This is a genomic window from Bacillus sp. S/N-304-OC-R1, assembly GCF_019749375.1.
In the GTDB taxonomy this organism is placed as follows: domain Bacteria; phylum Bacillota; class Bacilli; order Bacillales; family Cytobacillaceae; genus Cytobacillus.
On record NZ_JACWFE010000009.1, the window covers coordinates 80,986 to 106,909 of the forward strand.

Consider the following 25,924-nt stretch of genomic DNA (forward strand, 5'->3'; position numbering starts at 1 on the left):
AAACTTTCTATGATAGCCATACACGCATGACAGACAATAACTGATCCAGCTTTAACGGCTTGCTTATATAATCTGATGCCCCGGCTTCAATACATTTTCGGCGATCATAGTTCATTGCTTTTGCAGTTAAGGCTATGATTGGAATCTCTTGATATTGTTCAAGGTCACGTATTCTTCTCATTGTTTCATAGCCATCCATGACCGGCATCATAATATCCATTAGTACAATATCTATTTTCTCTTCCTGCCCAATCGTCTCTAAACACTCCATCCCATTTTCGGCTGTTAGCACGTGCATCCCTTCTTTTTCAAGGGCGTTTTTGATGACGTAAATATTTCGATGGTCATCATCCACAACAAGAACTGATTTTCCTTGTAATACCGTGTCAGATGGAAGATCATCCAGAGCATTCATCGGCAAGGTTTCTGTAGACCTTTCTGTAATCATGTCTAAGTCCTTAGCAGAAGCTGCCTCAGCATGAATCGTTTGTTGGAAGGTTTCCTGCAATCCTTCAGGCAAGCTTGGAATAAATAAAGTGAAGCTGCTTCCTTTTCCTTCTTCACTTTCTACTTTACATACCCCGCCAAGCAGCTGCGCAAACTCTTTTGTGATGGATAATCCTAGCCCTGTTCCGCCATACTTTCTCATTGTGGCTCCATCCACTTGCTGAAAAGCTTCAAATATCTCTTCCTGCTTCTCTGTCGGAATGCCGATTCCCGTATCAGATACGACTACTTTTAGCCAAGTATCTGAGCAATTCGCTTGAGGTAAATTGTTGATTTCATGGCTATGTGCCTTTTCAAATATAACATCAACAGAACCTTCTTCTGTAAATTTGAAGGCATTTGACAGCAGGTTTTTAATCATTTGCTGGAGACGCTGTTCATCAGTAAAAATTGCTGCAGGCGCGTCTTCACTAAGTGTAACGGAGAATTCAAGATTCTTCTTTTTAGCCAATTGGATAAAGTTCCTTTCTAGCCGCTCCGCAAAGTCACTCATATTCACTTCCTCAAAGTGAATCTCCAGCTTTCCAACCTCGACTTTAGAAAGGTCCAGTATATCATTGATTAAATCAAGCAAGTCCTGACCTGATGAATGTATCACCTTCGTAAACTCAACTTGTTCATCAGTGAGACCATGATTCCCATCATCAATTAACATTTCCGAAAGTAATAGAATACTATTTAATGGAGTTCGTAGCTCATGAGACATGTTCGCAAGGAATTCAGTTTTATACTTAGAGCTTTGCATTAACTCTCTCGCCTTTTCTTCAAGTGCTTCCTTAGCAGTTCTAAGCTCCTCCGATTTCAATTCCGCATCCTTCGTACGCTCTTCCAATTGCTCATTGATCATACGCAGCTCTTCGGCTTGAGTCTGGAGTTCCTCAGATTGTGATTGCAGCTCTTCCGATTGAGTCTGCAATTCCTCAGATTGCATTTGCAGTTCTTCTGTCTTTGCTTGTGAATCCTCGAGAAGACGAGCGATTTCCATTCTTCCTAATATGTTTGTAATAGCAATTCCGAAAGTATCAAGAACTTCCTCTAACAGCTTTAATTGTGTCGATGAAAAATCGGAAAGAGCGGCTAATTCTACAATGGCCACGACCTCATCTTTTATTAAAACAGGTGCCATTAATATACTTCTTGGTCCTACACTTCCCAATCCAGTCGTAATCAGCTTATAGTCATTTGGAACGTCATTAAGAAGCAATACTCTCTTATCTATTGCACATTGCCCTACTAATCCTTCGCCATCGTAGAAATACTCTCTTCCCGCTCCGTGTTTTCCTTCCGCGTAAGAAGCAATTTTTCGATAGATCGTTTTTCCTTTCTCTGTTTCTTTTATATAGAAAACACCCATATTTGCATTTACAGCACGAGATAATTGATTAATAAACTCTTCTCCTAGTGAATGGATGTTGACATGCTGGCTATATAGATGGACGATTTCGGCTGAATGCGTATTGATCCAATTTTGTTCTGTTATTTCAGCAACATATTTACCTTCCTTTTCGTTATAGACTTCTAATGAAGACGCCATAGAATTAAAGGATTTTGCTATCTCACCAAATTCGTCTTTTGTCTGTATATCAATTCTTGGAAGGTTGGACAGTTTTTTATAATCCACTTGATTTAGAGCTTTAAGTATTTTTGTCATAATTTTTGATGTGCTTCTAATTAGAGACAGTGTCGCAATGACCATCATAATTAGAGCAAACGAAACAGCAGCAATTAGAACCATGACGAGCTGTGCATGTGTTTTCGTTGCACTGAGAAACGATTGATCCATTAATGATTCCTGATATTGTATAAATTCATTTAGATCATGCAGCAGCTGGTCTCGATTGAGTCTTTCCTTATCATATACAGACTCTAATTCGTCAAATTCCCCATTCTTAAATTTATTCAAAAACTCTGTTTCCATATGGTTATAAGATGCATAGCTCGCTTCAATCTGCTGCAAAAGGACTCTTCCTCTATTTGTATTGACCGTGCCCTCTAGCTCCACCATTTGATTAAAGATCCCTTTTTCATTTTCCTTTAAAGACTCTTCAACAATCTCTGGATTCATTTTATCTTTAACAATAATCATCCTTAGAAGCTGACGGTCTGTCTGATCGAATAATGTCCTAATTTCAGTTACTTGATTTACTTTATAATAGCGATCCTTAACAATCTCTAGCATATTCGCTTTTATTATATTTGCCATAAATAGAATGACAAACATCAATAGAAGCATAAAAAAAACAGTTAAGCCTAAATTAAGATATTGCTTCTTTTTATAACTCACTGAATATGCCTCCTTCTTGATGAAATAAATATTGAATAAGATGAATAATAAGTACGTTTAAATGCAGTTTATATGTATGAAAGCTGCCGGAAGCTAGATTCATAAGCATCCCGGCAACTTCTAGGCATTACTGTTTTTGATATATCTCTTCATCGGAAGTTGTCATCCATTCAAGCTGAAGAAGCTTAAGCTGGAATAAAGTGATTGGATCACGGTATAATTCTGGATTTTCTCGTATTTCCTGCAATGACACTTTACTTTCTTCAATTTGTCTGCCAGATTCACTAACTGCTTCCTGCAACTCAGTAATTGGCGGACTGAAAAACATACTGACATCCCGATCAATTGACTTTTCAAAAAGCTCGAATGGGTGGAAGAATTGTTCTGCAACCTCTTCAGCTGCTTCACTATAATCTTCATTCTCAATATATTGTTTATATTTTGTATAGATTAATGATTTATTTTGCTGAAGTGCACCGAGCAGCCTTCCTGCGCTTTTTAATAAGAATTGTGACGGTGTAAAACGATTTAATATATTGATATTTTCTAATTGCACATTCCCTCTCGTCATCCGATCCGCGTCTCTTCTCCAGTCATCAAGCACTTTAAAGTCACAGGCAAGAATTAATTTATCCTCCTCATAGAGTTCATTAAATCCTGCTCCCATTTCATTCAGAAATCCTTGAGCTCCATTAAATTCCCCGGTTGCTTCATCAATCCATTGATGAATGGCCGTATGAAAGACTGGCAAAATAGTTTCGTTCAAATGCTGGCGGATACGATTATTCATTTCAGCATTTAGGTGAATATGAACTTTTCCAAAATCACTTTCCTCATCAATTAAATCAGAACTATCCTTCAGCAGCTCCGGAATATCTTGCATAAGCTGAAGTTTGATATCGTCCTTTATTTTCGTAAACGATTTCTTCATGATTCGGATTTTATCTTCCTCTAAATCGCGTAATTGATTCGTTGCTCCGGATAATTTTGTAACCATATCTTCATTCCATTTAATGGATTCAATATAGCCATTCTCCATTTCAACGCGTCTTTCCAATAAAAACTTAATCGTCTTGCGAATATAGTGCTGAACTTTAGACGTTCTCTTCTCCTCAAGCTTTTTGCTGCTGCCTATTGACACTAAGAAATGAGCTAACGAATCTAAATGTTCATTACGCCCTGAAAAGGCAAATAGCTGAGCTTTAGGAAAATACGTATTTACTTTTGAAGCTGCAAGATCGATTACATCCTGATTCAGTCCATATGGGCCAGCTTCATTTAACAGGAAGTGAATAGGAAGATCTGGTGCCTGCTCTCGGATCTTCACAAGAATTTCAAGCTCATCCTCTGTTAAAACCTTTTTAGCATTTAAGACAAACAGCAGACTATCGGCAAATTGCAAATATTGGAACACATCATTCCTGAATCTGTTAACTCCTGATATACCTGGTGTTTGAATGAAAGCAAGCTGCTTTTCATGCAGGATAGACATAGGCTTTTTATATAAAATCACCGTTTGAGTGCTTTCATCGATGTCCGATAAATGAGCAAGCTCTCTTTCTCCTTCATCAGAGATTTCCCGTAATTCCATTTCCTGATCATCTTTAAAGAAGATAGTTGAGGAAATAGAGTCATTGATTACTTTTTCCCCTATCAGCTCATTCATAAAACCTGATTTCTCATTACCAGCTGCCCCGGCAATTAATAAGTAAGGAGCACGAAGATCTAAAAGCTCCTTCACCATCCATTCAAAGCGGTACCCAATCTCAATCCCATTTTGCCGAGCCCAGGTAATGACAGACTTAAACAACTGGAAACCGTCTTCTAACCCATTACCGTAACGTAAAGATTCACTGATCTTCTTCTCGGCTAAACTAATGGATGAGTGCTCGATACTTGTCGGGAAAATTTCACTCCATGCTAGAGCAGAAGCCGCAGCCATTAAAGAAAAAGATGAATCCGCAATCTTCACCCAATTACTTAAATGATTTGGAATTAGATGTGAGATTTCCCTTATTAGTTTCTTTCCATTGATTAATTCAAAATATGTATCATGGTAAACGACAGAAAGCTCCTTCCACGTATGGGTACTGCCACCCTCCATATGCAAAAGAATATGATTAAACTCTTTAATCCAAGTAAAATATAATTCTCCATGCTGATAATGCTTCCATAAAGCAACAGCCAGCTTCTCAAATCTTGCCAAGTCTGCTTTAAATAAAGCAACAAATGCCTCAGTAAAATAATCAGGCTCTATTTTTCTAACCTTGCCTTCCTCTGCATAAGTTTGGAGTGTATCAAACCAGAATAGATCTCCAGTACGAATTCCTTCATTAACTGACAGTTCAATCGCATTTTTCCAATCCTGATGCTTTTCAAAAAAATCTTTCGCGATGCTTGTTACATTTGGATAGTCTGGGTTTAATGCAACAGCCTCTTTAATGGCCTCAACTGCTAAATCTAGCTTTCCTAATGCAACATAGACAGAAAACAGCTGCAATAGAACTTCAATTTTCAAAGTACCTGAATCCGATTGTATGGACTGGTACAGCTCCTCAGCTGTCGTAAGAATTTCCAATTTGAAATAAGCGTCAGCCATATTTTTCTTTGCCCACGGCTCAAGCTCATTATTAATATTTTCCCATTTAAAAATGGCTGCCTCAAAATCACTGTGGTGGAAGTAAACCTCAGCTTGAGCAAAGCGAATTAAAGAGAGATCGGATATCGCTTTTTGCTGCTCTTCCATATAAAGTTCGCCTAGTGCTTTTATAGGATGTACATCCTCTTTGCCTTCGACGATTGTTTTATAATACATTTTCCTTATTAGCTGTTCATCTATTGTCATTGTGCTACCCCCGCAGAACATATTTTCACAGAATTGATATCTATATTCTAATATCAAAACAAACCGAGTAGGTCGGTCTGAACCCAAGTAGCCATACTTGATTATCCCTTTCTTGTATTCTAACAAAATATTTTTTGCAATAAATTTCATTTTTGATACATTATTGTATTCCTATGTAACAAATTTAATAATAGGCAATAGTCCTAATACCTGTATCCTATTTCAATACCCCATTATCTAAGTTACAAACTCAATTTTTATTATTTTTGGTTCAGCCCTTACGAAAAATCGCCTCAGCAAATCATTCGAATGAAGACCGGATTTTATGGCAAGATTTCCTATGACTATTGTCATGCATGAAAAAAATTTTAAAATGTGATCATTTGTATTCGCTCTGTATTGAAACTATTCCAGAACAACATAACTGAATCAATTCATTAGCTTATGATTGCCTCCGATTGATTTACAACCGTAATAACAGTAAAATAAGAAATAATTACATACTTATAGAAAGGTGATACCGGTTTGGAACAAAATTCGTCAAACTTTATTAAGAATATTATTATCGATGATTTGGAGTCAGGTAAACATAAAGACATTATTACTCGTTTTCCTCCCGAACCGAACGGGTATCTTCACATCGGTCATGCAAAATCCATCATCATTAACTTCGGGCTGGCAGATGAATTCAACGGAAAGACAAATTTACGATTTGATGATACCAACCCACTAAAAGAGGATCAGGAATACGTTGATTCTATTAAAGAAGATGTACAATGGCTTGGCTATGAATGGGATGACCTCCGATTTGCTTCAGATTATTTTGAAGAAATGTATAATCGTGCCGTTCTCCTTATTAAAAAAGGAAAAGCCTACGTGGACGATTTATCTCAGGAAGAAATTCGCGAGTACCGCGGAACACTAACAGAGCCTGGAAAGGAAAGTCCATACCGCAGCCGTTCCGTAGAGGAAAATTTGGATTTATTCCAACGTATGCGTAATGGAGAATTCGAAAACGGCAGTAAAGTGCTTCGTGCAAAAATCGATATGGCATCACCGAATTTAAATATGCGTGATCCTGTCATTTATCGTATTGCACATGCTACACACCATAATACTGGTGATAAATGGTGCATCTATCCAATGTATGCCTTTGCTCATCCGCTAGAGGATGCGATTGAGGATGTAACTCACTCTATTTGTACGACTGAATTCGAGGATCAGCGCCCACTTTATAATTGGGTTGTGGAAGAATGCGAAATGGAAAGCAAGCCACAGCAAATTGAATTCGGACGTCTTAACATTACAAACACAGTAATGAGTAAGCGCAAGCTAAAGCAGCTTGTGGATGAAGGCTATGTAGACGGCTGGGACGACCCTCGCATGCCAACCATTTCTGGTCTTAGAAGAAAAGGATTTACACCTGGAGCCATCCGTGAATTCGTTAAAGCTACTGGTATCTCAAAGGGATCTGGTGCAGTTGATGAAGCGATGCTTGAGCATTTCGTAAGAGAAGATTTAAAGCTTACTTCTCCTCGTACAATGGGTGTATTGAATCCGCTTAAAGTGGTAATCACTAACTACCCAGAAGATCAAGTTGAAATGCTGGATGCAGAGATTAACCCAGAAAATCCAGAAATGGGTATGAGGCAAATTCCTTTCTCTAGGGAAATTTATATTGAGCAGGATGACTTCATGGAAAATCCGCCGAATAAATATTTCCGTCTCTTCCCTGGAAACGAAGTTCGTCTGAAGCATGCTTATTTTATTAAATGCAACGATGTGATCAAAGACGAAAACGGCAATGTAATTGAAATTCATTGCACCTATGATCCTGAAACGAAAAGCGGAACAGGATTTACAGGCCGCAAAGTAAAAGGAACGATTCATTGGGTAGAAGCTACAAATGCTGTCCCTGCTGAGTTCCGTTTATATGAGCCATTAATTCTAGATTCAGAATTAGAGGCGGAAGCTGAAGGCAATGAAGAAAAAACATTCTTAGATTTTGTTAATCCGAAATCACTTGAAATTGTCCAAGGCTTTATCGAGCCTAATTTAAAGGATGTTAAGCCTCAGGATAAATTCCAATTTTTCCGTCATGGCTATTTTAATGTGGATCCAAAGCATTCAAGTGCAGAAAAACCAGTCTTTAACCGGATTGTTTCATTAAAGAGTTCGTTTAAACTATAGGATATTTAAGGAGGAAGAAAATATGAACAACCAGCATGACAACCAGGCACTTCCGCCAAAAACTTGTACAATTGAACGTCTTGTCACGGTTCCTTCAGATATTGAAAAAGTAATTGCAGGTCAAAAAACAGCAACACGCCGAAATGGACGCTATGCGGATATCGGTGAAATTATGGAGCTTCAAGGTCATAAATTTGTAGTAGAGAAGGTTTATTCACAGTCACTAGGTGAATTGACAAATGAGCATGCCAAGCAGGAAGGCTTTGAAACAGTTGAACAATATAAAGAGTCGATTCTTTCTTATCACCCGGGCATGCCTTGGCTGCCGCAAATGAGAGTATGGGTGCATGAGTTCCGTCCTGTTTCGGACTAATATAGTTTTACATGAACATATTGTATCGCATCATTCTTTTTATCCATGTAGGCAGTGCGATTTTATCGATTGGCCCGTTCGTCATCTTAATCCCGATTACGAAAAAATTACGGGCAGCAGGAGAGGACATCCAGAAAGCCTACTTGGATATATTCCTTTATACTGTCCGGCTTGTTAAACATGCCGGACATGTTCTTGTTGGCAGCGGAGTATTGCTTATTGCAATGGGGCACTGGACATGGAAGACATCTTGGATTATAGCGACATTAGCTTTAATGTTTGGTTCTATCTTTTTTCTTGCCCGAGCTTTCACGCCAATCATCCGAAAGTTTCATGAGCCTGGACAAGACCAGCATCAGCTTGTTCAAAAGCTCTTAAAGTCAACATGGCTATATTTCATTCTCTTAATGGCCATGCTTTGGCTCATGGTAGTCAAACCTTCACTTTGGTAATAGGAAACTACAAATAAGATTGATATATTATAGTGGCCAGGCTTTTAAAAAAGCCTGGCCATTTTTAGCATGTTATCATTTTCCTTTTGATTCCATTGTGCTTTATAATATATTTGCAGTCAAAGAGTTTGAAATTATACGCGACATAATAATACGAATTTAAATATAAACGGATAGGAGTGAATGATTAGTGGGTGTTACCTTACGTAAAGGGCAAAAGGTCGATTTAACAAAGGCTCATCCAGGTTTAGAGGTTGTCGTTGCCGGATTGGGATGGGATGTTAGTCACAGCCATTCTCAATATGATTTAGATGCTTCTGCTTTTTTAACCGGTCCATCTGGCAAGGTCCAAAGCGACATGGATTTTGTTTTCTATAATAATCCGACAGGCGGTAACGGTTCGGTAATCTATAGCGGTGATAATCGTACGGGTTCTGGTGCTAGTGATGATGAACAAATTAAAATCGAATTAAATAAAGTGCCTCCTTCTATTCATCGGATTGCATTCACCATTACGATCCATGATGCCCATGTAAAGCAGCAAAATTTCGGACAAGTTTCGAATGCCTATGTGAGAATTTTCAACGCAATCACAAATGAAGAATTGCTTCGTTTTGACCTTGGCCGTGATTTTACTGTCGAAACTGCTATTGTGGCAGCTGAATTATACCGTCATAATGGTGAATGGAAATTCAACGCCATTGCCAGTGGATTTCAAGGAGGATTAGCCGCGCTTTGCCGGAATTTTGGCGTACATGTCGATGATGAACCAGCTCCTGTACAGCAGACTTATCCGTCACAATCATACGGCAGCTCTCAGCAGAATCAATCATTTAATTCCTATCCTGGGCAGCAGTCTGCCTTTGGCCAATCAACTGTGAATCCCCCTGCTTACAATCAGCCGGGATTTAATTCTAGCTATAATCAGCCGGATTATGGCTCGCAAGGCGGATATAATCAGCCGGCATACGGTCAAGGATATTCCTCTTCTGGTGCCTATGGTGGGGATAATATTCATTGTATCCGGTGCGGTTCTTCTAATGTAAGGACCGGTGAAAAAGGGTTTGGTCTCGGAAAAGCAGCTATTGGCGGATTAATTCTTGGTCCAATCGGCTTATTAGGCGGATTTATCGGTAAAAATCAGCTGAAATTTACATGCAACAACTGCGGTAACTCCTGGTCGCCAAACCAAACCGATTATGCACAATGGGCTAATCAGCAAAAAAGAAAAGCTCAGGAGCTCTTTGCCCGCTATAAAAGCCAGGATGTAATGGATGCAGTCGTAGCCGCTTGTGCACTTGTTGCCTTAGCAGACGGCAGACTAGATCCGTCTGAGCGCCAAAAGATGATGGAGTTTGTTAACCAAAGTGAAGAATTACGAGTATTTGATACAAATAAAGTAATTCAGCAATTCAATTACTTTGTCCAAAAAATCGAACGTGATTCCATCATTGGCCGTGCTGAAGCATTCAGAGCTCTTAGCCGTGTCCGCTCAAAACCTGAAATCGCCCGCCTAGTTGCTCGCTACTGTATTGCACTTGGCTACGCAGATGGACATTTTGACCCAAGTGAAAAGCAAACCGTCTCAGAAATTTGTATGGAATTAGGCTTAAACCCAAATGAATTTTTGTCTTGAAAAAAATAAGGGCTATCCAGAAAATAAGTTTCAGCTTACTTTCTGGAGGCTTTTTTTATTTTAAATTCCTGATGTTCCTTTTCAATGCTCGGTATTGGACAACCTCCACTCATTTTCTTCTGTTCCTGTCCAATAAACTCTGATATCGGACAGCTTCCTCTCATTTTCTCCTGCACCTGTCCAATAAACCCGGATATCGGACAGCTTCCTCTCATTTTCTCCTGCACCTGTCCAATAAGCCCGGATATTGGACAGCTTCCACCGATTTTCTCCTGCACCTTTCCGATAAACTCAGATATCGGACAGCTTCCACCGATTTTCTCCTGCACCTGTCCAATAAACCCGGATATCGGACACCTTCAGCCAATGTTCTTCTAAACCTGTCCGATAAACAAATTTATTATTAATATCCCTTTCCTACTACTCCCGAATACTCTTCATAAATCAAGGGGAAACTCACCTTAAAAGGAAAGGAGGCAACGCCGTTGGAAGAGAACCGTACAAATATCGAAGGAAGTTCTTCAACAGAACGTTATATGCCAATGACTTCTGTCGCAAGCGGCATGTTTCAATTTGTCGCTGCAGGCATACAAAGTTATACAGTTCAAATCGTAAATATTTGTTTTGTGACATTATCTGATGCTCCTGGGGATTGGGTATTAATTGATGCCGGTATGCCACAGTCTGCAGAAAAAATTATTGGAGCCTCGGAAGAGCTCAACGGAGAAGGCGCAAAGCCTAAAGCGATCATTTTAACACACGGACATTTCGATCATGTCGGGGCTATAATCGACCTCCTCGATCAATGGAAGGTCCCTGTATATGCCCATACCGTGGAGATGCCTTATTTAACCGGGGAAAAAAATTACATACAGCCTGATGCCTCTGTTGAAGGGGGAATGGTTGCAAAAATGTCTCCGCTCTTTCCGAATGAAGGAATTGATATTTCAGCTTATCTCCATCCTCTTCCTGAAGATGGGACAATCCCGCATATGCAGGGCTGGAAATGGATCCATACTCCAGGTCATACGCCTGGCCATGTCTCGTTATTTAGAGAAAGCGATCATGCACTGATTGCGGGTGATGCTTTTGTTACCGTTAAGCAAGAATCCTTATACAAGGTGCTTACTCAAGAATTTGAGATTAGCGGACCGCCGCGATATTTAACCCCTGACTGGGCATCCTCCAAGAGATCTGTTGAAAAGCTCTTAGCTCTTCAGCCGGCTTACGCGGTCACAGGTCATGGAATGCCCATTTCCGGAGAACTTTTAACATCTAGCTTAACAAAGCTTGTAAATGAGTTCGATACAATTGCCGTACCTGATTACGGCCGCTATGTCGATGGCATACATTAATCAGAGGAAGGTCCTTAATGGATCTTCCTTTTTTTGCTATGATATAGTTATCTTCAAAAGGGGGAATTAATGTGGATAAAAGAAAGCTTATTGTTACGCAAAAACTTGATGAAAAATTAATTAAATCGATAGAAGAAATAGTTCCGGAATGGGAGCTGATTGTTGGAAAAGAGCAATCAATCTGGCAAGAGCATCTTAAGGATGCTGAAATAATTGCCGGCTGGAAAAAAGACATTGCCCAATATGCTTTAACAGATGGATCAAAGCTGCGCTGGGTCCAAAGCTGGTCTGCAGGCATTAACAGTATGCCACTAAATGAATTTAATTCCCGTAACATCCTTCTAACGTCGGCAAATGGTGTTCACTCCTATCCTATTTCCGAAACGATCTTTGCCTTAATGCTTGCACTCACAAGAAAAATACATAGGTATGTTAAAAATCAACAAATAAAAAAATGGCATCATTCAGGATTAAGACTAGAGCTCCATGGCAAAACGATGGGCCTATTTGGTGTAGGCGCTATTGGCAAAGAAACAGCAAAAATTGCTAAGGCATTCGGCATGAATGTATTAGGCTTCCGCAAATCTGGACAGCCTGAAGAATACGTTGATCGGATGTATACACTCGATCAAATGAATGAAATCTTGCCTGAATGTGACTATATAGTTGTCACATTGCCTCTTACGAATGAAACAAAACACTTATTTGGAAAAGAACAATTTAACAAAATGAAGTCTACTTCCTTCTTTATTAATATTGGCCGAGGCGATATTGTTGTAGAATCAGATCTGGTTGAAGCACTGGAGGCAGAGAAAATTGCTGGTGCAGGATTAGACGTTTTTGAAAAAGAGCCGCTCGGTGACAACAGCCCCTTATGGGATTTCGAAAATGTCATTATCACCCCTCATACAGCCGGATCAACCGAGTATTACGATAATCGCGTTATCGAAGATATTTTCATCCCTAATTTAAAGAGCTATCTCAAAGAAGAAAAACTTCCAATTAATTTAGTTGATTATTTAAAAGGTTATTAAAAAATCGAAAAGGCTTGAGTGTAAAAACTCAAGCCTTTTGGAAGCCAAGCTCATTTCTCCAATCTTCCCATCACTATCGTATTATAGAATTTACCATCTGAGAGAATCTTGTCATTCCTTAATATCCCTTCAATTTCAAAGCCAAGCCTCTGGTAAAGGGCTACCGCCTTATCATTCGTTTCAAGCACGTTCAATGTCATTTTCTTAATACCATTAGAATCTGCCCATTCAATCGATTCTTTCAATAGATTTGTTCCGATCGCAAATCCCCAGAATTCCTTTAACACACAGACACCAAATTCTACTTTATGAGAGAATCTCTTTAAATCTGATCCTTCACATCTTGAAAACCCGACAAGCCGTTGATCCGTTTCTGCTACTAAAAATAAATTCCTTGGCTTTTCCGAATCTTCTTTAATGATTCCTTTAAATCCATCCTCATCAATGAAAGCTTCGCCTTTTTCCCGATCTAAATTTTCGGTTTCTCCATCTATCTGTAATCTTAACTGAGATAAAGCCTTTGCGTCCTCTTCTGTTGCAGATCTTATCGTATAGTGAAGCCCTTTAACAAAAAAATCATGTTTATTAATTATCATAGCATCTCCATTCATTGCAGTGATTAATAGTTTTTCTGAGTCTGCCCTAGTTCCTTTCTCTTTCTTTTCCGCAGCAGATCTTCAAAGGCACCTGATCCTAGAACAACACCAGCAACAATAAATAGCAGCCCAAAAAGATGAATAGAAGTAATAATTTCTCCTAAAAGAACGGCCGAACCGACTAACGAGAAAAAGGTACTTAAATTTATAAAAATTGAAGCTTCTGCTGGACCAATTTTTTTAATAGCAGAATTATAAACCATATGTCCTAGGGCAGTAGAAAGTACTGCGGAAGATAGGAAGGCAGCCCAAAGTAAGATTGGCGCGTGGAAAATCCCCTTCAATCCATGAGGCTCTTGCCATTGGCCAATGAAAAATAACAGGATGCTCCCAAATATAAGCATATATCCTGTTAATAATCGCGGGTCCAATGTCCTCGCAGCCTTACTAATTAGAATAAAGCTGAGAGCTTGTGATAATATCGAAAGAAATACATTTAAATCACCAATCGACAAACCAGAAAGTCCCTTTTCACCTGACAGGACAATAAATGATACCCCAGCACTTCCAAAAAGAAAACCCATTATTTGAACCCAGGTCGGCCGATTCCGCAGGAGAACAGATGAAAGAATCGCTGTCAGCAATGGTCCAGTTCCTAATATTAACGCCCCATTTGTAGCACTTGTTTTTGTTAGTCCCATGGATAAAAAGAAATGATGACCAACAATACTAAATAAACTGCCAAAAATAATAAACTTCCATTCTCCGAAGCTAGGTTTGCGAATTTTCTTCATGGCAGCCATTATTATAAAGACTGTAATGCCCGCAGTAAATATTCGCATGGACGTAATGGTCACAGGGGGAAAATATCCAACCAATATTTTTATAATAGGTACATTAAATCCCCAAGCAACCATTACTCCCATTAGCAAGAGATAGGTTTGAATATTTTTCAAGGTGATTTCCTTCTTCCTAATATTTCAAATAATTAAACTCATTTTACCATGTTTTGGTCTTTATTTTATTGTTCTATTTGAATTAAATTTGGAATTAGATACGGGTAGCAGTGTACTCTGTAATGCAAAAAAGCCAATCCTCCAAATAGAGAACTGGCTTTCTTATCAATTATTTTACGTCCTGCTCAAGATACTGGTCTTTATCAGCTTTCACCTTTGGACCCTTTTTCCAGCCCGCACCCATATTATCAAAGCGCGCCAGATCATAAACGGCTGCCCCAACAATTTCTGCTACATCTTGCAGCTTTTCTTTGCTGATTTTATCAATAGAATCTTCCGGAGTATGGTACCAAGGCTCGCTTGGGCTGTGAATAAATAATGCTGCCGGGATTCCCGCTTCAGCAAAAGGAACATGGTCACTTCGTCCGCCTTGATCGTATGGTGTCGGCTCCCCGTTAAGTCTTGTACTTGATGCTTGTGCAAGCTCCGTCACGAGGTTAGGCTTCCCATCTAAGGTAAGCAGCACTAAATCTCCAGCATCCCGGCTTCCGACCATATCAAGGTTAAAGTTCGCAATTGTTCGCTCTTTTTCATCTGCTGATAGACTATTAACATAATAAGTTGAACCTACTAAACCGAGCTCTTCTGCACCAAATGTAATAAAGCGAATTTCCGTATCGGTAGGCACATTTTTAAATACACGTGCAAGTTCAAGGGTCGTTGCTGTGCCAGATGCATCATCGTTTGCTCCCGGGGCACCTGCAACAGAATCATGATGCGCACCGACTACGATAATTTTGTTTGTATCTTTCTGCTTATTTGTTGGCTTTTTTGTGGCAATAACATTATGCGAAGTACTTTCTCCCGCTCTTGCTCCTTCCACCTTTAGAGAAGCCTTTAATGCTGAACCCCCATTTAACTTTGCAAGAAGCGCATCACCTTCCGCCTTTGTTAAAGAAACTGCTGGAACATACTTATCATTTGCTTCACCAAGCGTTCCATTTACAGCTCCGCTCGTATTGTTAAAAATAATAACCCCCACAGCACCTTTTTCAGCTGCATTTAACACTTTCTCTGCAAAGCTAATCTCACCGCGCTGGATGAGAGCAATTTTTCCAGTAAGATCTTTATTCGCAAGCTCGTCCATCTTACCTAGACCAGCATAAACAAGATCACCAGAAACATTCCCGCTAACTGTGTATGTAAAGGCACTTGGATGCAAATCACCATCATATCCATTCACTGTTAAATCAATATTAGATGGAGGAGTATATCCATAGAAGCTAAATGGCTGAATTTCCACGTCATATCCATAGGATTCAAACTGTTCCTTAATAAACTGTACAGCTTTGTCCTCTGCTTCCGTACCTGCTACACGAGGAGTTTTTGATAGGTGCGCAATGTTTTTGTAAATATTCTCTGCATTAATCTTATTCACAACCATGTGATCAAATACTTTAACGGGCTGTGCTTGTCCTGCTTCAACCGGTTTAGCCCAAACAGCCTGGGTACTTACTGCCCCTAAAGCTAATGTTGTTGCCAGTGCTATTGATAAAATTGGTTTTTTCATATAAACCCTCCTAGAACATAGTTTAATAAAATTTTAAACTATTCTAAATTTTCTAGAAGTGAGTTTATTACCAATATTTAGCGGGACTTAAATTCCATTTAGCTTCTATTCTGTTCATAAAAGGAGAAAGCGCTTAGGCATTATATCACGAGTGTACACAGTCTCTCTAGTTGACCACCTTAAAATATCCAAAGATTAATAGTATTAAGTGTCAGATATATATTACTCTTTTTTCCATTGTAGAACTAAAATAACGGAAGAAATTGGCCGATAAGTATTACAGGAATATATTTCTGTCGAATGAACTCCAGAAGGGTACTTTTTGTTCATTTTTTTGTATATAGAAATTTACTGCCAAAAATCTAAATATAGCTTGTGTATTATTTATGTTCGGAGGAAAAAGGATGAAAGCACGTTTGAAGCAAAATAGTTACATGCAATCTTATATTTCTTACCTAATGAAAAATGGATTTTCAGTCGGTTACGACGATTATCATTTATTCTCAACTAAAGATTTTCCAAGAGGCGATGAATACTTTCGGTATGACACAATATTAGATAGAAGTAAATTTAATTCTATAGAATACTTACATAAAGGACAAAGGAAGAGTAGCCCCTTTACGCAGTTCATGACGCACACAGGAACCACGGCTCTCATTCTTATTAAAGACGATCAAATATATTATGAAGATTATTTTAACGGACATGAAAGAGGCACTCCACACAAACTTTTTTCTATTACTAAATCATATGTATCTGCATTAGTCGGTATCGCCATTAATCAAGGGTTGTTTCACCTTGATGATCAGATTACTACCTACATACCTGAATTGAAGTTGAAAAGTATGACGATCAAGCAATTATTACAAATGGACTCTGGTATTAAGTTTAAAGAAGGCCTCTTGCCTTGGAATGATGAAGCAAAAGTCTACTTACATCCCAATGCAAGAGAACTAGCATTATCAGTTGTGGAAGATTCGAGCGGATCATTTTTTCACTATAATGATTATCATTCATTATTATTGGGGCTAATTCTTGAAAGAGTCACTGGCCAATCAGTGTCAGAATACATGTATCAGGCGATTCTCAGTAAATTGGGCTTAGAATTTCAGAGCCATTGGATTCTAGACAGTGAGAAACACGCTTTTGAAAAAACTGAAAGTGGACTAGTTATGACAGCTATTGATTTAGCAAAGTTTGGCTCTTTATATCTTAAGCAAGGAAAATGGCAAGGAGAACAGCTAATTAGCCCTGAGTGGATCCAAGAGTCTACTAGTCGGGAACATGTTATATGTGATAAGCAGCATTTCCAATATTACGAGAACCATCCATGGGGGAAAATGTGGTTTAGGCAAAATAAGGCTTACTATAAATATTTATGGTGGGGAAATAAAAATCGGGAAGAGAATAATGACTATTTTGCTCTAGGTAACTTAGGTCAAGTACTTTACATTAGTCCAGAAAACAATGCGATAGCGATTCGTTTAGGAAAAAAATGGGGAGTGATGGATTGGTGGCCTTCCATTTTACACAAGCTGATAAACACCTGCTGTGCAGATAAATGACGTGAATCCATATCAAAGAGGAAATACATAAGAATTAACGTGCAAAGTAAGGGTACGAAAATAATTAAGGGACTCCTTGGTCAGGTACTCGAAGAAATAGTAAATTTCCTCCTTAATCAAATCGAACAAACTTAATATTCGAAGTTGAAGAAAGTCTTGTAATAATTATTAAAAAGGAGAAGGTATGCAAATTTTAATTTAAATCCTGCATACCTTCTGCTTGTTTTCTTGAAAAAGTTTATTTTAAAATATCATGGTCAACATAGTGTTCACTATTCAGCTCGCTGATGACATTAATTGCTACCTTTGCCCCGTCACCTGCAGTAATAATAGTATGCATGCTAACACCCGCAACGCAACCGTCCCAGCTGTTCAAATTCCCTCAATGTTCGTCTTGCCATCAGCATCCACATCAAAATAGTTTTTGATGCGCGGCTCTTGTACAGTCTTCGTTTTTAATTCGGTCTTCTCTGCAAGGTTTATTAACCTACAACGCCAAACTTGTTATTTATTATAAAGTGAAATATTAATCTTCATCCTTTATATCTCGATCTTCCGGGATCGGCTCATTTTGTAAGTCCTTCACTAGATTTTTGTACTTTTCCAGCTGTTCAAAATGTGTTTTAAACTGATTCTTGTAGATCAATACTTCTCCTTCGCTATCGTGCAGAAACCGGATTTTACCTTGCAAAATTAGATTCTCTACATATGATACTGAAACAGATAGATATTCGGCAGCTTCTTCGATTGTTAGATACATATTTTCTTACTCCTTTTATTTGTAAATATTCATCTTTTTGTCATTATTTTACGTTATACTGATTAAAATAAAAAATTTATCTCTACAACTCTTCCAATTTTATGGATAGGTCTTTATCTGCTTGTTAAACTAAGTTAGAATATATAAAATGTATTCATTATTAGGTCTGTTATTATAATTTTACCAATAAGAACATAGCTAAATGCAAACTGTCATTTCCTCTATTTAGGTATGGAACAGGAGATCAATCATCAAATGAACAAAAAGAGACTATTAATTCTTTATATAATAATTAGTGTTATTTGGATTTATGGATCCAACCATCTCCTAAGTTTATTTCAGCCCTCTCCATTTATAACTGTAATAGAAAGACTGAAGGAATTACTATATATCGTGATAACTGGATGGTTATTCTATTATTTTATCAATAAAACCGAAAAATTAAATAGTGTCCAAGATGAAGAAAAGCGATTATCGACTCTAATTAACTCTATGGTCGACTTCGTTAACTTCAAAGATGGAGAAGGACGCTGGATTGAAGCAAATGAATTCGGTTTAAAATTATTCCAGCTAGAAAATGTAGATTATAAAGGGAAGACAGACTCGGAGCTAGCAGAATATACAGAGTTTTACGGGGATGCTCTTCGCTATTGCGTGGTTTCAGATGAAGAGGCATGGAATAATAGAAGTATTACTCATATTGAAGAAGTCGTTCCGCTGCCAAATGGACTGCAAAAAACCTTTGATACGATAAAAGTCCCTCTCTTTCATGAAGATGGCAGCCGTAAAGGGCTTGTTATTATCGGAAGAGATATAACTGAAAGAAAAAACGTTGAAAATCTCTTAAAGAGAAGCCGCGAAAAGTATAAGTCGCTATTCGAGTATAATCCTGATATTGTCTACATGATTAATTTAGACGGTGTTGTAACGAATGTAAATCCACAATTTGAAACCATTACTGGTTTTAATCGCGAGAAAATAGTCGGAAAACATTTAAAAGACTCATTATCAAATGATGACTATCAACTTGTACTACGCTCCATCACGAATATTATTAATGGTGAAAGTAATCAAAAGTATGAGCTGGATATTACCCACAAAAATGGCGATATCATCACCTTGCAATGTACAAACCTTCCAATTATGATGAATGGTAAAGTCGATGGTATCATTGGTTACGGTAAAGATGTTACCCTTCTTCGACAGACAGAAGAAAGATTGCGAAGAACTGAAAAGCTATCCGTTGTTGGTGAATTAGCAGCAAGTGTTGCACATGAAATTCGAAACCCGCTTACATCGCTAATCGGTTTCGTTCAGCTTCTTCAGAATGAAAACGAAAAAGATCATTTATATCATAAAATTATGTTGGATGAATTAAATCGAATTAATTATATTGCAGGAGAGCTCCTCCTTCTAGCAAAACCGCAGCAGCTTCAATTTATCAAGGCGGATGTCCGATTAATTCTATTTGAGGTTATATCCTTGCTGCAATCTGATGCCAATTTATATAATGTTGGAATTGATTTACTTTCTGACCAGGATGAATATTGTATGGACTGCGAACCAAGTCAATTAAAGCAACTGTTTATTAATATTATCAAAAATGCAATAGAAGCCTCTACAAGTAAAGGAAAAGTGACTGTTCATATAAAGTCTGAGGATACTGGTGAAATTTCTATTACGGTAAAGGACAAGGGCTGTGGCATATCCGAAAAACGACTAGAAAAAATCGGGGAACCTTTTTATTCTTCTAAAGAAAAAGGAACCGGCTTAGGACTGACTGTTAGCTATAAAATTGCCCAATCTCATAATGGCACTATTGTTTTCAATAGTAAGGTGAATGAAGGAACAGAAGTGATAATCAAATTCCCGGCATTCACTGAGAACAGATTAAAATTAGTGGAACAGGCGTAATATTAATAAAGCCGTATTAATCAAACGTTTGATTAATACGGCTTTTTCAACTTATCCTTTTATCTCCAGCAGCTTTTGTCTTAGCTCGTTTTCCATAGAGGAAAGCTCCTGTTCAGCCAGGCGGCGCTTTTGACGGCCTTCTTCTTGAATTCTTAGCGTTTCTTCAAGAGTGGAGATTAAGTTTTCTTGTGTTTTCTTCAACGTTTCAATATCGACAAGACCCCGCTCATTTTCCCTAGCTGTCTCTATCGTATTGGTCTTTAACATTTCTGCATTTTTCAATAATAACTCATTCGTCGTTTTCGAAACCTGCTTTTGTGCTTCGACCGCATGGCGTTGCCTTATGAGCGTCAGAGCAATGGCTACTTGGTTTTTCCATAGAGGAATTGCTGTCATAATGGATGATTGAATCTTTTCAACTAGAGCCTGGTTCGTATTTTGGATTAGACGAATTTGCGGTGCACTTTGAATCGTAATTTCTCTGCTCAATTTTAAGTCATACAGTCTTTTATCTAGCCGGTCTGCAAACTGGATCATATCATTCACTTCTTGAAACTTCATTTGATCGTTTGATTCCTCAGCTACTTTCCTAAAGGCTGGGATCGTCACTTCATTCAATTCTTCCAGTTTTAGTTCACCTGCAGCAATATAGATATTTAGCGCATGGAAATATTCCTTGTTATTTTCGTAAAGCTTTTCAAGCATAACAACATCCGATAGAAGGATATTTTTGCTGCGTTCAAGCTTCACACTAATTCGATCAATTTGTGCACCTGTCTTCTGATATCTGGACAATGTTTCTTGAATGGAGCTCGAAATTCTGCCAAACATGCGTGACAGAAAAGACGGCTTCTCCGCTTTTAGATCATCAGGATTCACTTCATTGAATTTCATCATTAACTCACTAATTATTTCCCCGACCTCGCCAATGTCCTTCTTTTGAACCTGTTCAAGCATGGAATTGGAAAAGGATAAAAGCTTAGACTGTGCAGGCGTACCGTAGGAAATCATTGCCTGATGATTTGTTGGATCGATTTGCTTCGCAAGCTGATAAGCCTTTTCTCTATTTTCCTCTGGTATTACATCAATTAGCCTGACCCGCTTATCCTTCGGCTCCTCATTTTGGCTAACGAGCTCTTGATCATCTCCAAATGGATTTGCAAGCAAATCATCCATTAAATTAGTTTCGGCTGTACTTTTTAAAAGAGATGAATTGTGTTCACTCATTTTAATCTCCTGCTTTCGTCAATAATTCGTGTATCCTTTATTGTTTTAATCGAATGCTTGGCGACATCAATTTCAAAATTTAGCTGATCAATATCATCGGAAATGACTTTATATAAATCTTCTTCAATCATAGTTGTTAATTCCTCAAGAGTACGGCGTGTCTCATAAAGCGATTGATCCAGCTCATATGTTTTTTTCGGCTGTGAGGATAGAAACACGTATTTTTCAGAGAGCTCCAAAGCTGAGTCTAAATGGGAAAAGTAAAATTGTTCGGCTTTGTAAAAACGTTTTGGCTCCCTTTTCGTTAGCTTATAAATTTTTCTTGTTGTCCGCATTAACTCCATCCGCTTTTTTAAAGAGGGAATATGTCGAATGGAGAAAACCGCCTTGTGCAAACGCGTAATTTTCTCTTTGGCTTCAACAATATTCTTCTTAATGTATTGATATTCCTTCCTAGTTAGCCCATGCTGTTTTAAGAAACGATGCTTTTGAATGACACCCGTTATTGAATAAGTAAGAACTCCAGCTCCAAAGCCAATGACCCCTGACATCCAGAATGCTTGATTGAAAGCAAAATAGCTTAGCAGCCATACACTGGAGGATGCTGGAATTGCTATTAACATCCGTAAAAGAAACGCTAAAAATTGATTCATTTTTAATCGACTCCTGACATGAAATCCTTAATATATATACGTATGACACAATTCCAAGTTTCAGTTGTGAAAAAATTTCCCTTCTTCTATAACATACACGAAAAAAAGACTTCCATCTATAGACTGCAAAAGTAAATTGTTCTAGGTCTTGAGACTTAGCTTTGAAATTTTAGGCAAAAAAAGAAAACCCGCCGATTGGCGAGCTTTTTTAACAGAATTATTCACTCTCATTTTTTTGAGTTCTAACAACAAGGACATCACAGTTAGCTGAACGAGTTATGTTCTCAGATACGCTGCCGATAAATAAACGCTCCACTGCATATAAACCCGTTGCTCCACAAACAATCAGATCTGCTTTAATTTTAGGTGCAACCTTTTTGGTGATCGTAACTTTTGGAGAGCCAAATTCAAGCACCATATCTACATTCTGAATTCCTTGTTCCATAGCCATTTTCTTATATTTCTCTAATAATTCGGTCCCATACTTCTCTGCTCTTCCCTTAATGGAAGCAGCATCGGAAGGATAGGAACGTAATTCTACTACGTGAACAATATGCAAATCCGCATTATTCCGCTTCGTAATTTCGATTCCTTTCTTGAAAGCCCATTCTGCTTCTTCTGAACCATCCACCGCAACGACAATATTTCTATACGTTAGTCCCATATTAATCTCTCCTCCCTCCTTGATTTTATCATTTTTCGGAATGATGGAAATTGGCAATTGTTAAATATTAGTGAAAAATTCTAATGCTTTATGTACGAAAATAATCCTGAATAACGAAAAGCCCCAGTCAACAAACTGAGGCTTTTCATTATTTCTTCTTCACTGTTATGGTCCATGCAGCTTCATCCAGTTGCTCGTAATTCGTCACAGTGTGGCCGGCTTCCGCTGCCCATCGAGGAATGCTTTCCGTTGCCTGTGTACAATCAAATTGAATAACTAATTCATCTCCTGATTGAAGCTCTTCCATAACACTTTTTGCTTCTACTAAAGGGAAAGGGCAAACCATTCCCATCACTTGTAATACCTTTTGCATCATACATTCCACCTATGCTGTTTTAATTGTTGTTCCTGCATTTACTGCTTTCTTTTTCACCGTTGGACGGATAAAGATGAAATATGATGCCGTCCATGTGCCCAAAATCATAAATACTAAGGAAACCCATCCTTGCCATGTCATCATCGCTGTCATTACTAGCCCGTTTCCAATAGAGCATCCATCAGCAAGGCTTGCTCCAAATCCCATTAAAATACCACCGATAAAACTACGAATTCCTGTCTTTGTATCAGGCATTCTAAAACGAAATTCGCGGCTTCCTTTTGCAGCCAGAAAAGATCCTAAGAAAACTCCTAGAATGAGAAATACTCCCCAATTCAATACAGATGAATCTCCATTTACTAAATACTGAAGAATATTAGCAGTCGGGACGGTAACACCTAGACCAAACATTCTTCCCGTTGCCTCACTTAAAGGCCAAGCAACGATAGCGATGAACCCAACTAATAAAGCGGTAAAAAACGGATGCCAGCGTTTTTCAAATAATAAATGAGCGACTCCTTTACGCTTTGGCTTCATAGTAGGAATTGCCACTTTCGGTTTTCTGCTTTCTCTAATAAGAATCCATACAACAATGGCAGAAAGAATAGCAATAAATACCCAAACAGGAAGTCCCGTAGACTCTGCTATAGAATTACTTCCAAATTGAATGGTCTTTAAAGATTGATTAAAAGAAGCCAATGGGCCTGACTTCATCACAGCGCTCATAACCATATATCCAAAAAGAGCAATCCAGCTCCCGATTAATCCTTCGCCCGCACGATACCATGTTCCGGTTGCACACCCTCCAGCAAATACAATACCAATGCCGAAGACAAAAGCGCCAACGATTGTTGCTAGCCAAGCAAAATTCCCTGCCGAGAACTCGATTATCCCCAACTGAATTAACGTGAATACACCAATGCTTTGAACAGCAATCGCTATCAGTAGTGCATAAAACATTCGATTATCTTTGGCAATATACATATCTCTAAATCCGCCTGTTAGACAGAAACGGCCTCGTTGCATGACAAAACCAAGCAATATTCCGATCAGCAAACCTGTAAGGATCATTTGAAGCATATTGGATTCCTCCTCAATAACCAAGTAATAAGATAGGAATAATAGTAATGCCGATTTTGTTTTTTGTCAATATGATTTAAAGTAAAAATCATTGACAAAACATTACAATTTCAACACTTTTGTAATGTTTTTTTACATAAAAAAAAGAGTCTGCTTTAATATATAAAACAGACTCTTTTACTCGGGTATTTATTTTATTATTGATTGTTCTATAGCCTGCTCGAATGCAGCGATAATATCATCCTCATGCTCAATTCCAACAGAAATTCTCACTACTTCTCTTGTGATCCCTAACGCTTCGCATGCTTCAGGAGGTAGGGCACGGTGAGAGGTGGTTAATGGATGCGAAACGCTTGTTTCCACACCAGCAAGAGTCGGAACGATCTTCACCCATGAAAGGGATTTGAAAAATTGATTCACGTCCACATTTTTGGAAAGTTCAATCGAAACCATTGCGCCAAATCCAGTTTCAGCTTCGTTAAATGGATAATATACTTTTGAAATATTTACATTCTCTTTTAGAGCAAGAGCTAGCTTTCTGGCATTGAAGGACTGGCTTTTCATTCTAAGAGCGAGAGTTTTTAAACCACGGTATGTAAGCCATGCTTCAAATGGACTTACATTTGCTCCAAGATTTACGACCTTTGCTTTCGCTTTTTCAACTAAATCTTGTCTGCCGACAACAACTCCTGCCGTAACATCACTATGACCGCCAATATATTTAGTCGCACTATGGATAACTAAATCGGCTCCTAATTTATAGGGAGTGCAGTGAAATGGAGTAGCAAAGGTATTGTCTACTAGCAATTCTAACTTATGCTTTTTCGCAAGCTCGACAACAGCTTCAAGATTTTCCACCCTTAATAGTGGGTTGGAAATCGATTCTGTGTATAGAAGCTTTGTATTAGATTGAATTGCATTTTCTACATTTTTCAAGTCTGAGAAGGGCACAAATGTCGTTTCAATCCCAAGCTGATTTAGTTCTTCCTTAAGTAAATGGAAGCTTCCGCCATACACATCATCAGCAGCTACAATGTGATCCCCGCTTTTTATTACTGCAAGTACGCCAGCCAAAATCGCAGAGAGACCAGATGAAGTAGCGACGCCCGCAGGTGCTCCTTCAATCGCAGCGACAGCTTGGCCAAGCTCATCTGTATTCGGATTTCCTACACGAGAATATAAGTAATTTCCTTCACCTTGATAATACCCTTCCAGATCATCTAAATCTTCAAAAGTAAAGGCAGAGGTTTGATAAATAGGTGTAACCTTGCTTTTAATCGGCTTCTTATTTTTTTCTGCGCTGTGTAACACTAAAGTTTCAAATCGCTTTTCCAAAACAGGCACCTTCTTTATGTAGTAGAGTTTTTTAAACAAACGTTTGATTAATAGAATTGTTCGATACTTACTTCTTTATTTTAAACCAAAGTGAAAGAATATTCCTATATTATTTATCTATTAATTAGAAGTGTTTTTATTTAATCAAACGTTTGATTGAATTTGGGTATCGTCTAGGCTGTTAAGGCTTTAAATATGTCTGTTGCGGCGCTAATGAACATTTCGAGTTACTTTAAATCTAAAGTATTCGCTATTCTTTTTTGACGACCACTTTGCTCCTAAGTGACTTCTGACTTGGCCTTCATTCCTGATATGACGACTACTTTGAACCTAAGTTCCTTCTGACTTGGCCTTCATTCCTCCTATGACGACCACTTCGTACCTAAGTTCCTTATGAACTGGCCGTCATTCCCTATATGACGGCCACTTTGAACCTAAGTTCCTTCTGAACTGGCCGTCATTCCCTCTATGACGACCACTTCGAACCTAAGTTCCTTCTGACTTGGCCGTCATTCCCTATATGACGACCACTTTGAACCTAAGTTCCTTCTG

The 25,924-nt window shown here is 38.4% G+C and carries 21 protein-coding genes and 1 pseudogene; 8 read left to right on the forward strand and 14 right to left on the reverse strand.

Translation table 11 applies throughout. The features are described 5' to 3' along the window. Window positions 1-7: 7 nt before the first annotated feature. Window positions 8-2,791 carry a response regulator gene (locus H0173_RS09015; RefSeq protein WP_221846021.1) on the reverse strand — a complete coding sequence of 928 codons (2,784 nt, stop codon included), beginning with the start codon at window positions 2,789-2,791 and terminating at the stop codon, window positions 8-10. Window positions 2,792-2,918: 127 nt separating this feature from the next. Next, entirely contained in the window at window positions 2,919-5,636 is a 2,718-nt protein-coding gene (locus H0173_RS09020) for a GTP-binding protein (RefSeq protein ID WP_221846022.1), read from the reverse strand. A gap of 525 nt (window positions 5,637-6,161) precedes the next feature. On the opposite strand from H0173_RS09020, the gene H0173_RS09025 reads away from it, so the two are divergent. From H0173_RS09025 to H0173_RS22530, 4 genes are all read left to right on the forward strand, one after another. Further along, window positions 6,162-7,826 carry a glutamine--tRNA ligase/YqeY domain fusion protein gene (locus H0173_RS09025; RefSeq protein WP_221846023.1) on the forward strand — a complete coding sequence of 555 codons (1,665 nt, stop codon included), beginning with the start codon at window positions 6,162-6,164 and terminating at the stop codon, window positions 7,824-7,826. A gap of 22 nt (window positions 7,827-7,848) precedes the next feature. After that, window positions 7,849-8,199: an ASCH domain-containing protein gene (locus H0173_RS09030; protein WP_221846024.1), complete on the forward strand. Its 351-nt coding sequence runs from the start codon at window positions 7,849-7,851 to the stop codon at window positions 8,197-8,199. 17 nt (window positions 8,200-8,216) lie between these two features. Then, on the forward strand, window positions 8,217-8,651 hold the full coding sequence (locus H0173_RS09035; protein ID WP_396021207.1) for a hypothetical protein: 435 nt from the start codon (window positions 8,217-8,219) through the stop codon (window positions 8,649-8,651). Window positions 8,652-8,841: 190 nt separating this feature from the next. Then, window positions 8,842-10,287: a TerD family protein gene (locus tag H0173_RS22530; RefSeq protein ID WP_221846026.1), complete on the forward strand. Its 1,446-nt coding sequence runs from the start codon at window positions 8,842-8,844 to the stop codon at window positions 10,285-10,287. 35 nt (window positions 10,288-10,322) lie between these two features. Here the strand turns inward: H0173_RS22530 and H0173_RS09045 are convergent, their stop codons facing one another. After that, a complete protein-coding gene (locus H0173_RS09045) occupies window positions 10,323-10,616 on the reverse strand; it encodes a hypothetical protein (RefSeq protein WP_221846027.1) in 294 nt (97 codons plus the stop codon). Window positions 10,617-10,823: 207 nt separating this feature from the next. Between H0173_RS09045 and H0173_RS09050 the strand changes: the two genes are divergently transcribed. Together H0173_RS09050 and H0173_RS09055 are read left to right on the forward strand one after the other, a co-directional pair. After that, on the forward strand, window positions 10,824-11,642 hold the full coding sequence (locus H0173_RS09050; protein ID WP_221846214.1) for an MBL fold metallo-hydrolase: 819 nt from the start codon (window positions 10,824-10,826) through the stop codon (window positions 11,640-11,642). A gap of 71 nt (window positions 11,643-11,713) precedes the next feature. Beyond that, window positions 11,714-12,676 (forward strand): D-2-hydroxyacid dehydrogenase, encoded by a 963-nt coding sequence (locus tag H0173_RS09055; RefSeq protein WP_221846028.1) that lies wholly within the window; start codon window positions 11,714-11,716, stop codon window positions 12,674-12,676. A 50-nt stretch (window positions 12,677-12,726) separates the two neighbouring features. On the opposite strand, the gene H0173_RS09060 is transcribed toward H0173_RS09055, so the two are convergent. The 3 genes from H0173_RS09060 to H0173_RS09070 form a co-directional block, all read right to left on the reverse strand. Next, window positions 12,727-13,272: a GNAT family N-acetyltransferase gene (locus H0173_RS09060; protein ID WP_221846029.1), complete on the reverse strand. Its 546-nt coding sequence runs from the start codon at window positions 13,270-13,272 to the stop codon at window positions 12,727-12,729. A 23-nt stretch (window positions 13,273-13,295) separates the two neighbouring features. Next, window positions 13,296-14,228 (reverse strand): DMT family transporter, encoded by a 933-nt coding sequence (locus tag H0173_RS09065; RefSeq protein WP_221846030.1) that lies wholly within the window; start codon window positions 14,226-14,228, stop codon window positions 13,296-13,298. 169 nt (window positions 14,229-14,397) lie between these two features. Further along, complete coding sequence (locus tag H0173_RS09070) at window positions 14,398-15,798, reverse strand: M28 family peptidase (protein WP_221846031.1); 1,401 nt, start codon at window positions 15,796-15,798, stop codon at window positions 14,398-14,400. Between the two features lie 404 nt (window positions 15,799-16,202). Between H0173_RS09070 and H0173_RS09075 the strand changes: the two genes are divergently transcribed. Continuing rightward, window positions 16,203-17,363 (forward strand): serine hydrolase domain-containing protein, encoded by a 1,161-nt coding sequence (locus tag H0173_RS09075; RefSeq protein WP_221846032.1) that lies wholly within the window; start codon window positions 16,203-16,205, stop codon window positions 17,361-17,363. 238 nt (window positions 17,364-17,601) lie between these two features. On the opposite strand, the pseudogene H0173_RS09080 reads toward H0173_RS09075, so the two are convergent. Both H0173_RS09080 and H0173_RS09085 read right to left on the reverse strand, forming a co-directional pair. Beyond that, window positions 17,602-17,843 (reverse strand): annotated as a pseudogene (locus H0173_RS09080) (pyridine nucleotide-disulfide oxidoreductase); the annotation flags it as partial. 46 nt (window positions 17,844-17,889) lie between these two features. After that, entirely contained in the window at window positions 17,890-18,123 is a 234-nt protein-coding gene (locus tag H0173_RS09085) for an excisionase family DNA-binding protein (RefSeq protein ID WP_221846033.1), read from the reverse strand. A 255-nt stretch (window positions 18,124-18,378) separates the two neighbouring features. On the opposite strand from H0173_RS09085, the gene H0173_RS09090 reads away from it, so the two are divergent. Further along, window positions 18,379-20,037 (forward strand): PAS domain-containing sensor histidine kinase, encoded by a 1,659-nt coding sequence (locus H0173_RS09090; RefSeq protein WP_221846034.1) that lies wholly within the window; start codon window positions 18,379-18,381, stop codon window positions 20,035-20,037. A 51-nt stretch (window positions 20,038-20,088) separates the two neighbouring features. Here H0173_RS09090 and H0173_RS09095 read toward each other — a convergent pair whose 3' ends face one another. The 6 genes from H0173_RS09095 to H0173_RS09120 all read right to left on the reverse strand — a co-directional run bounded on the left by H0173_RS09095 (window position 20,089) and on the right by H0173_RS09120 (window position 25,372). Further along, complete coding sequence (locus tag H0173_RS09095) at window positions 20,089-21,264, reverse strand: toxic anion resistance protein (RefSeq protein WP_221846035.1); 1,176 nt, start codon at window positions 21,262-21,264, stop codon at window positions 20,089-20,091. Then, window positions 21,261-21,917 carry a 5-bromo-4-chloroindolyl phosphate hydrolysis family protein gene (locus tag H0173_RS09100; protein WP_221846036.1) on the reverse strand — a complete coding sequence of 219 codons (657 nt, stop codon included), beginning with the start codon at window positions 21,915-21,917 and terminating at the stop codon, window positions 21,261-21,263. Before H0173_RS09100 ends, H0173_RS09095 begins: the two co-directional genes overlap by 4 nt. A gap of 217 nt (window positions 21,918-22,134) precedes the next feature. Continuing rightward, the gene (locus tag H0173_RS09105; protein WP_221846037.1) at window positions 22,135-22,581 is read right to left on the reverse strand and encodes a universal stress protein; all 447 of its coding nucleotides are present in this window, start codon (window positions 22,579-22,581) and stop codon (window positions 22,135-22,137) included. A gap of 148 nt (window positions 22,582-22,729) precedes the next feature. Then, complete coding sequence (locus tag H0173_RS09110) at window positions 22,730-22,954, reverse strand: sulfurtransferase TusA family protein (protein WP_221846038.1); 225 nt, start codon at window positions 22,952-22,954, stop codon at window positions 22,730-22,732. A gap of 12 nt (window positions 22,955-22,966) precedes the next feature. Further along, window positions 22,967-24,037, reverse strand: coding sequence for a YeeE/YedE family protein (locus H0173_RS09115; RefSeq protein ID WP_221846039.1), 1,071 nt, complete (start codon window positions 24,035-24,037; stop codon window positions 22,967-22,969). Window positions 24,038-24,226: 189 nt separating this feature from the next. After that, a complete protein-coding gene (locus H0173_RS09120; RefSeq protein WP_221846040.1) occupies window positions 24,227-25,372 on the reverse strand; it encodes a trans-sulfuration enzyme family protein in 1,146 nt (381 codons plus the stop codon). Between the last annotated feature and the right edge of the window lie 552 nt (window positions 25,373-25,924).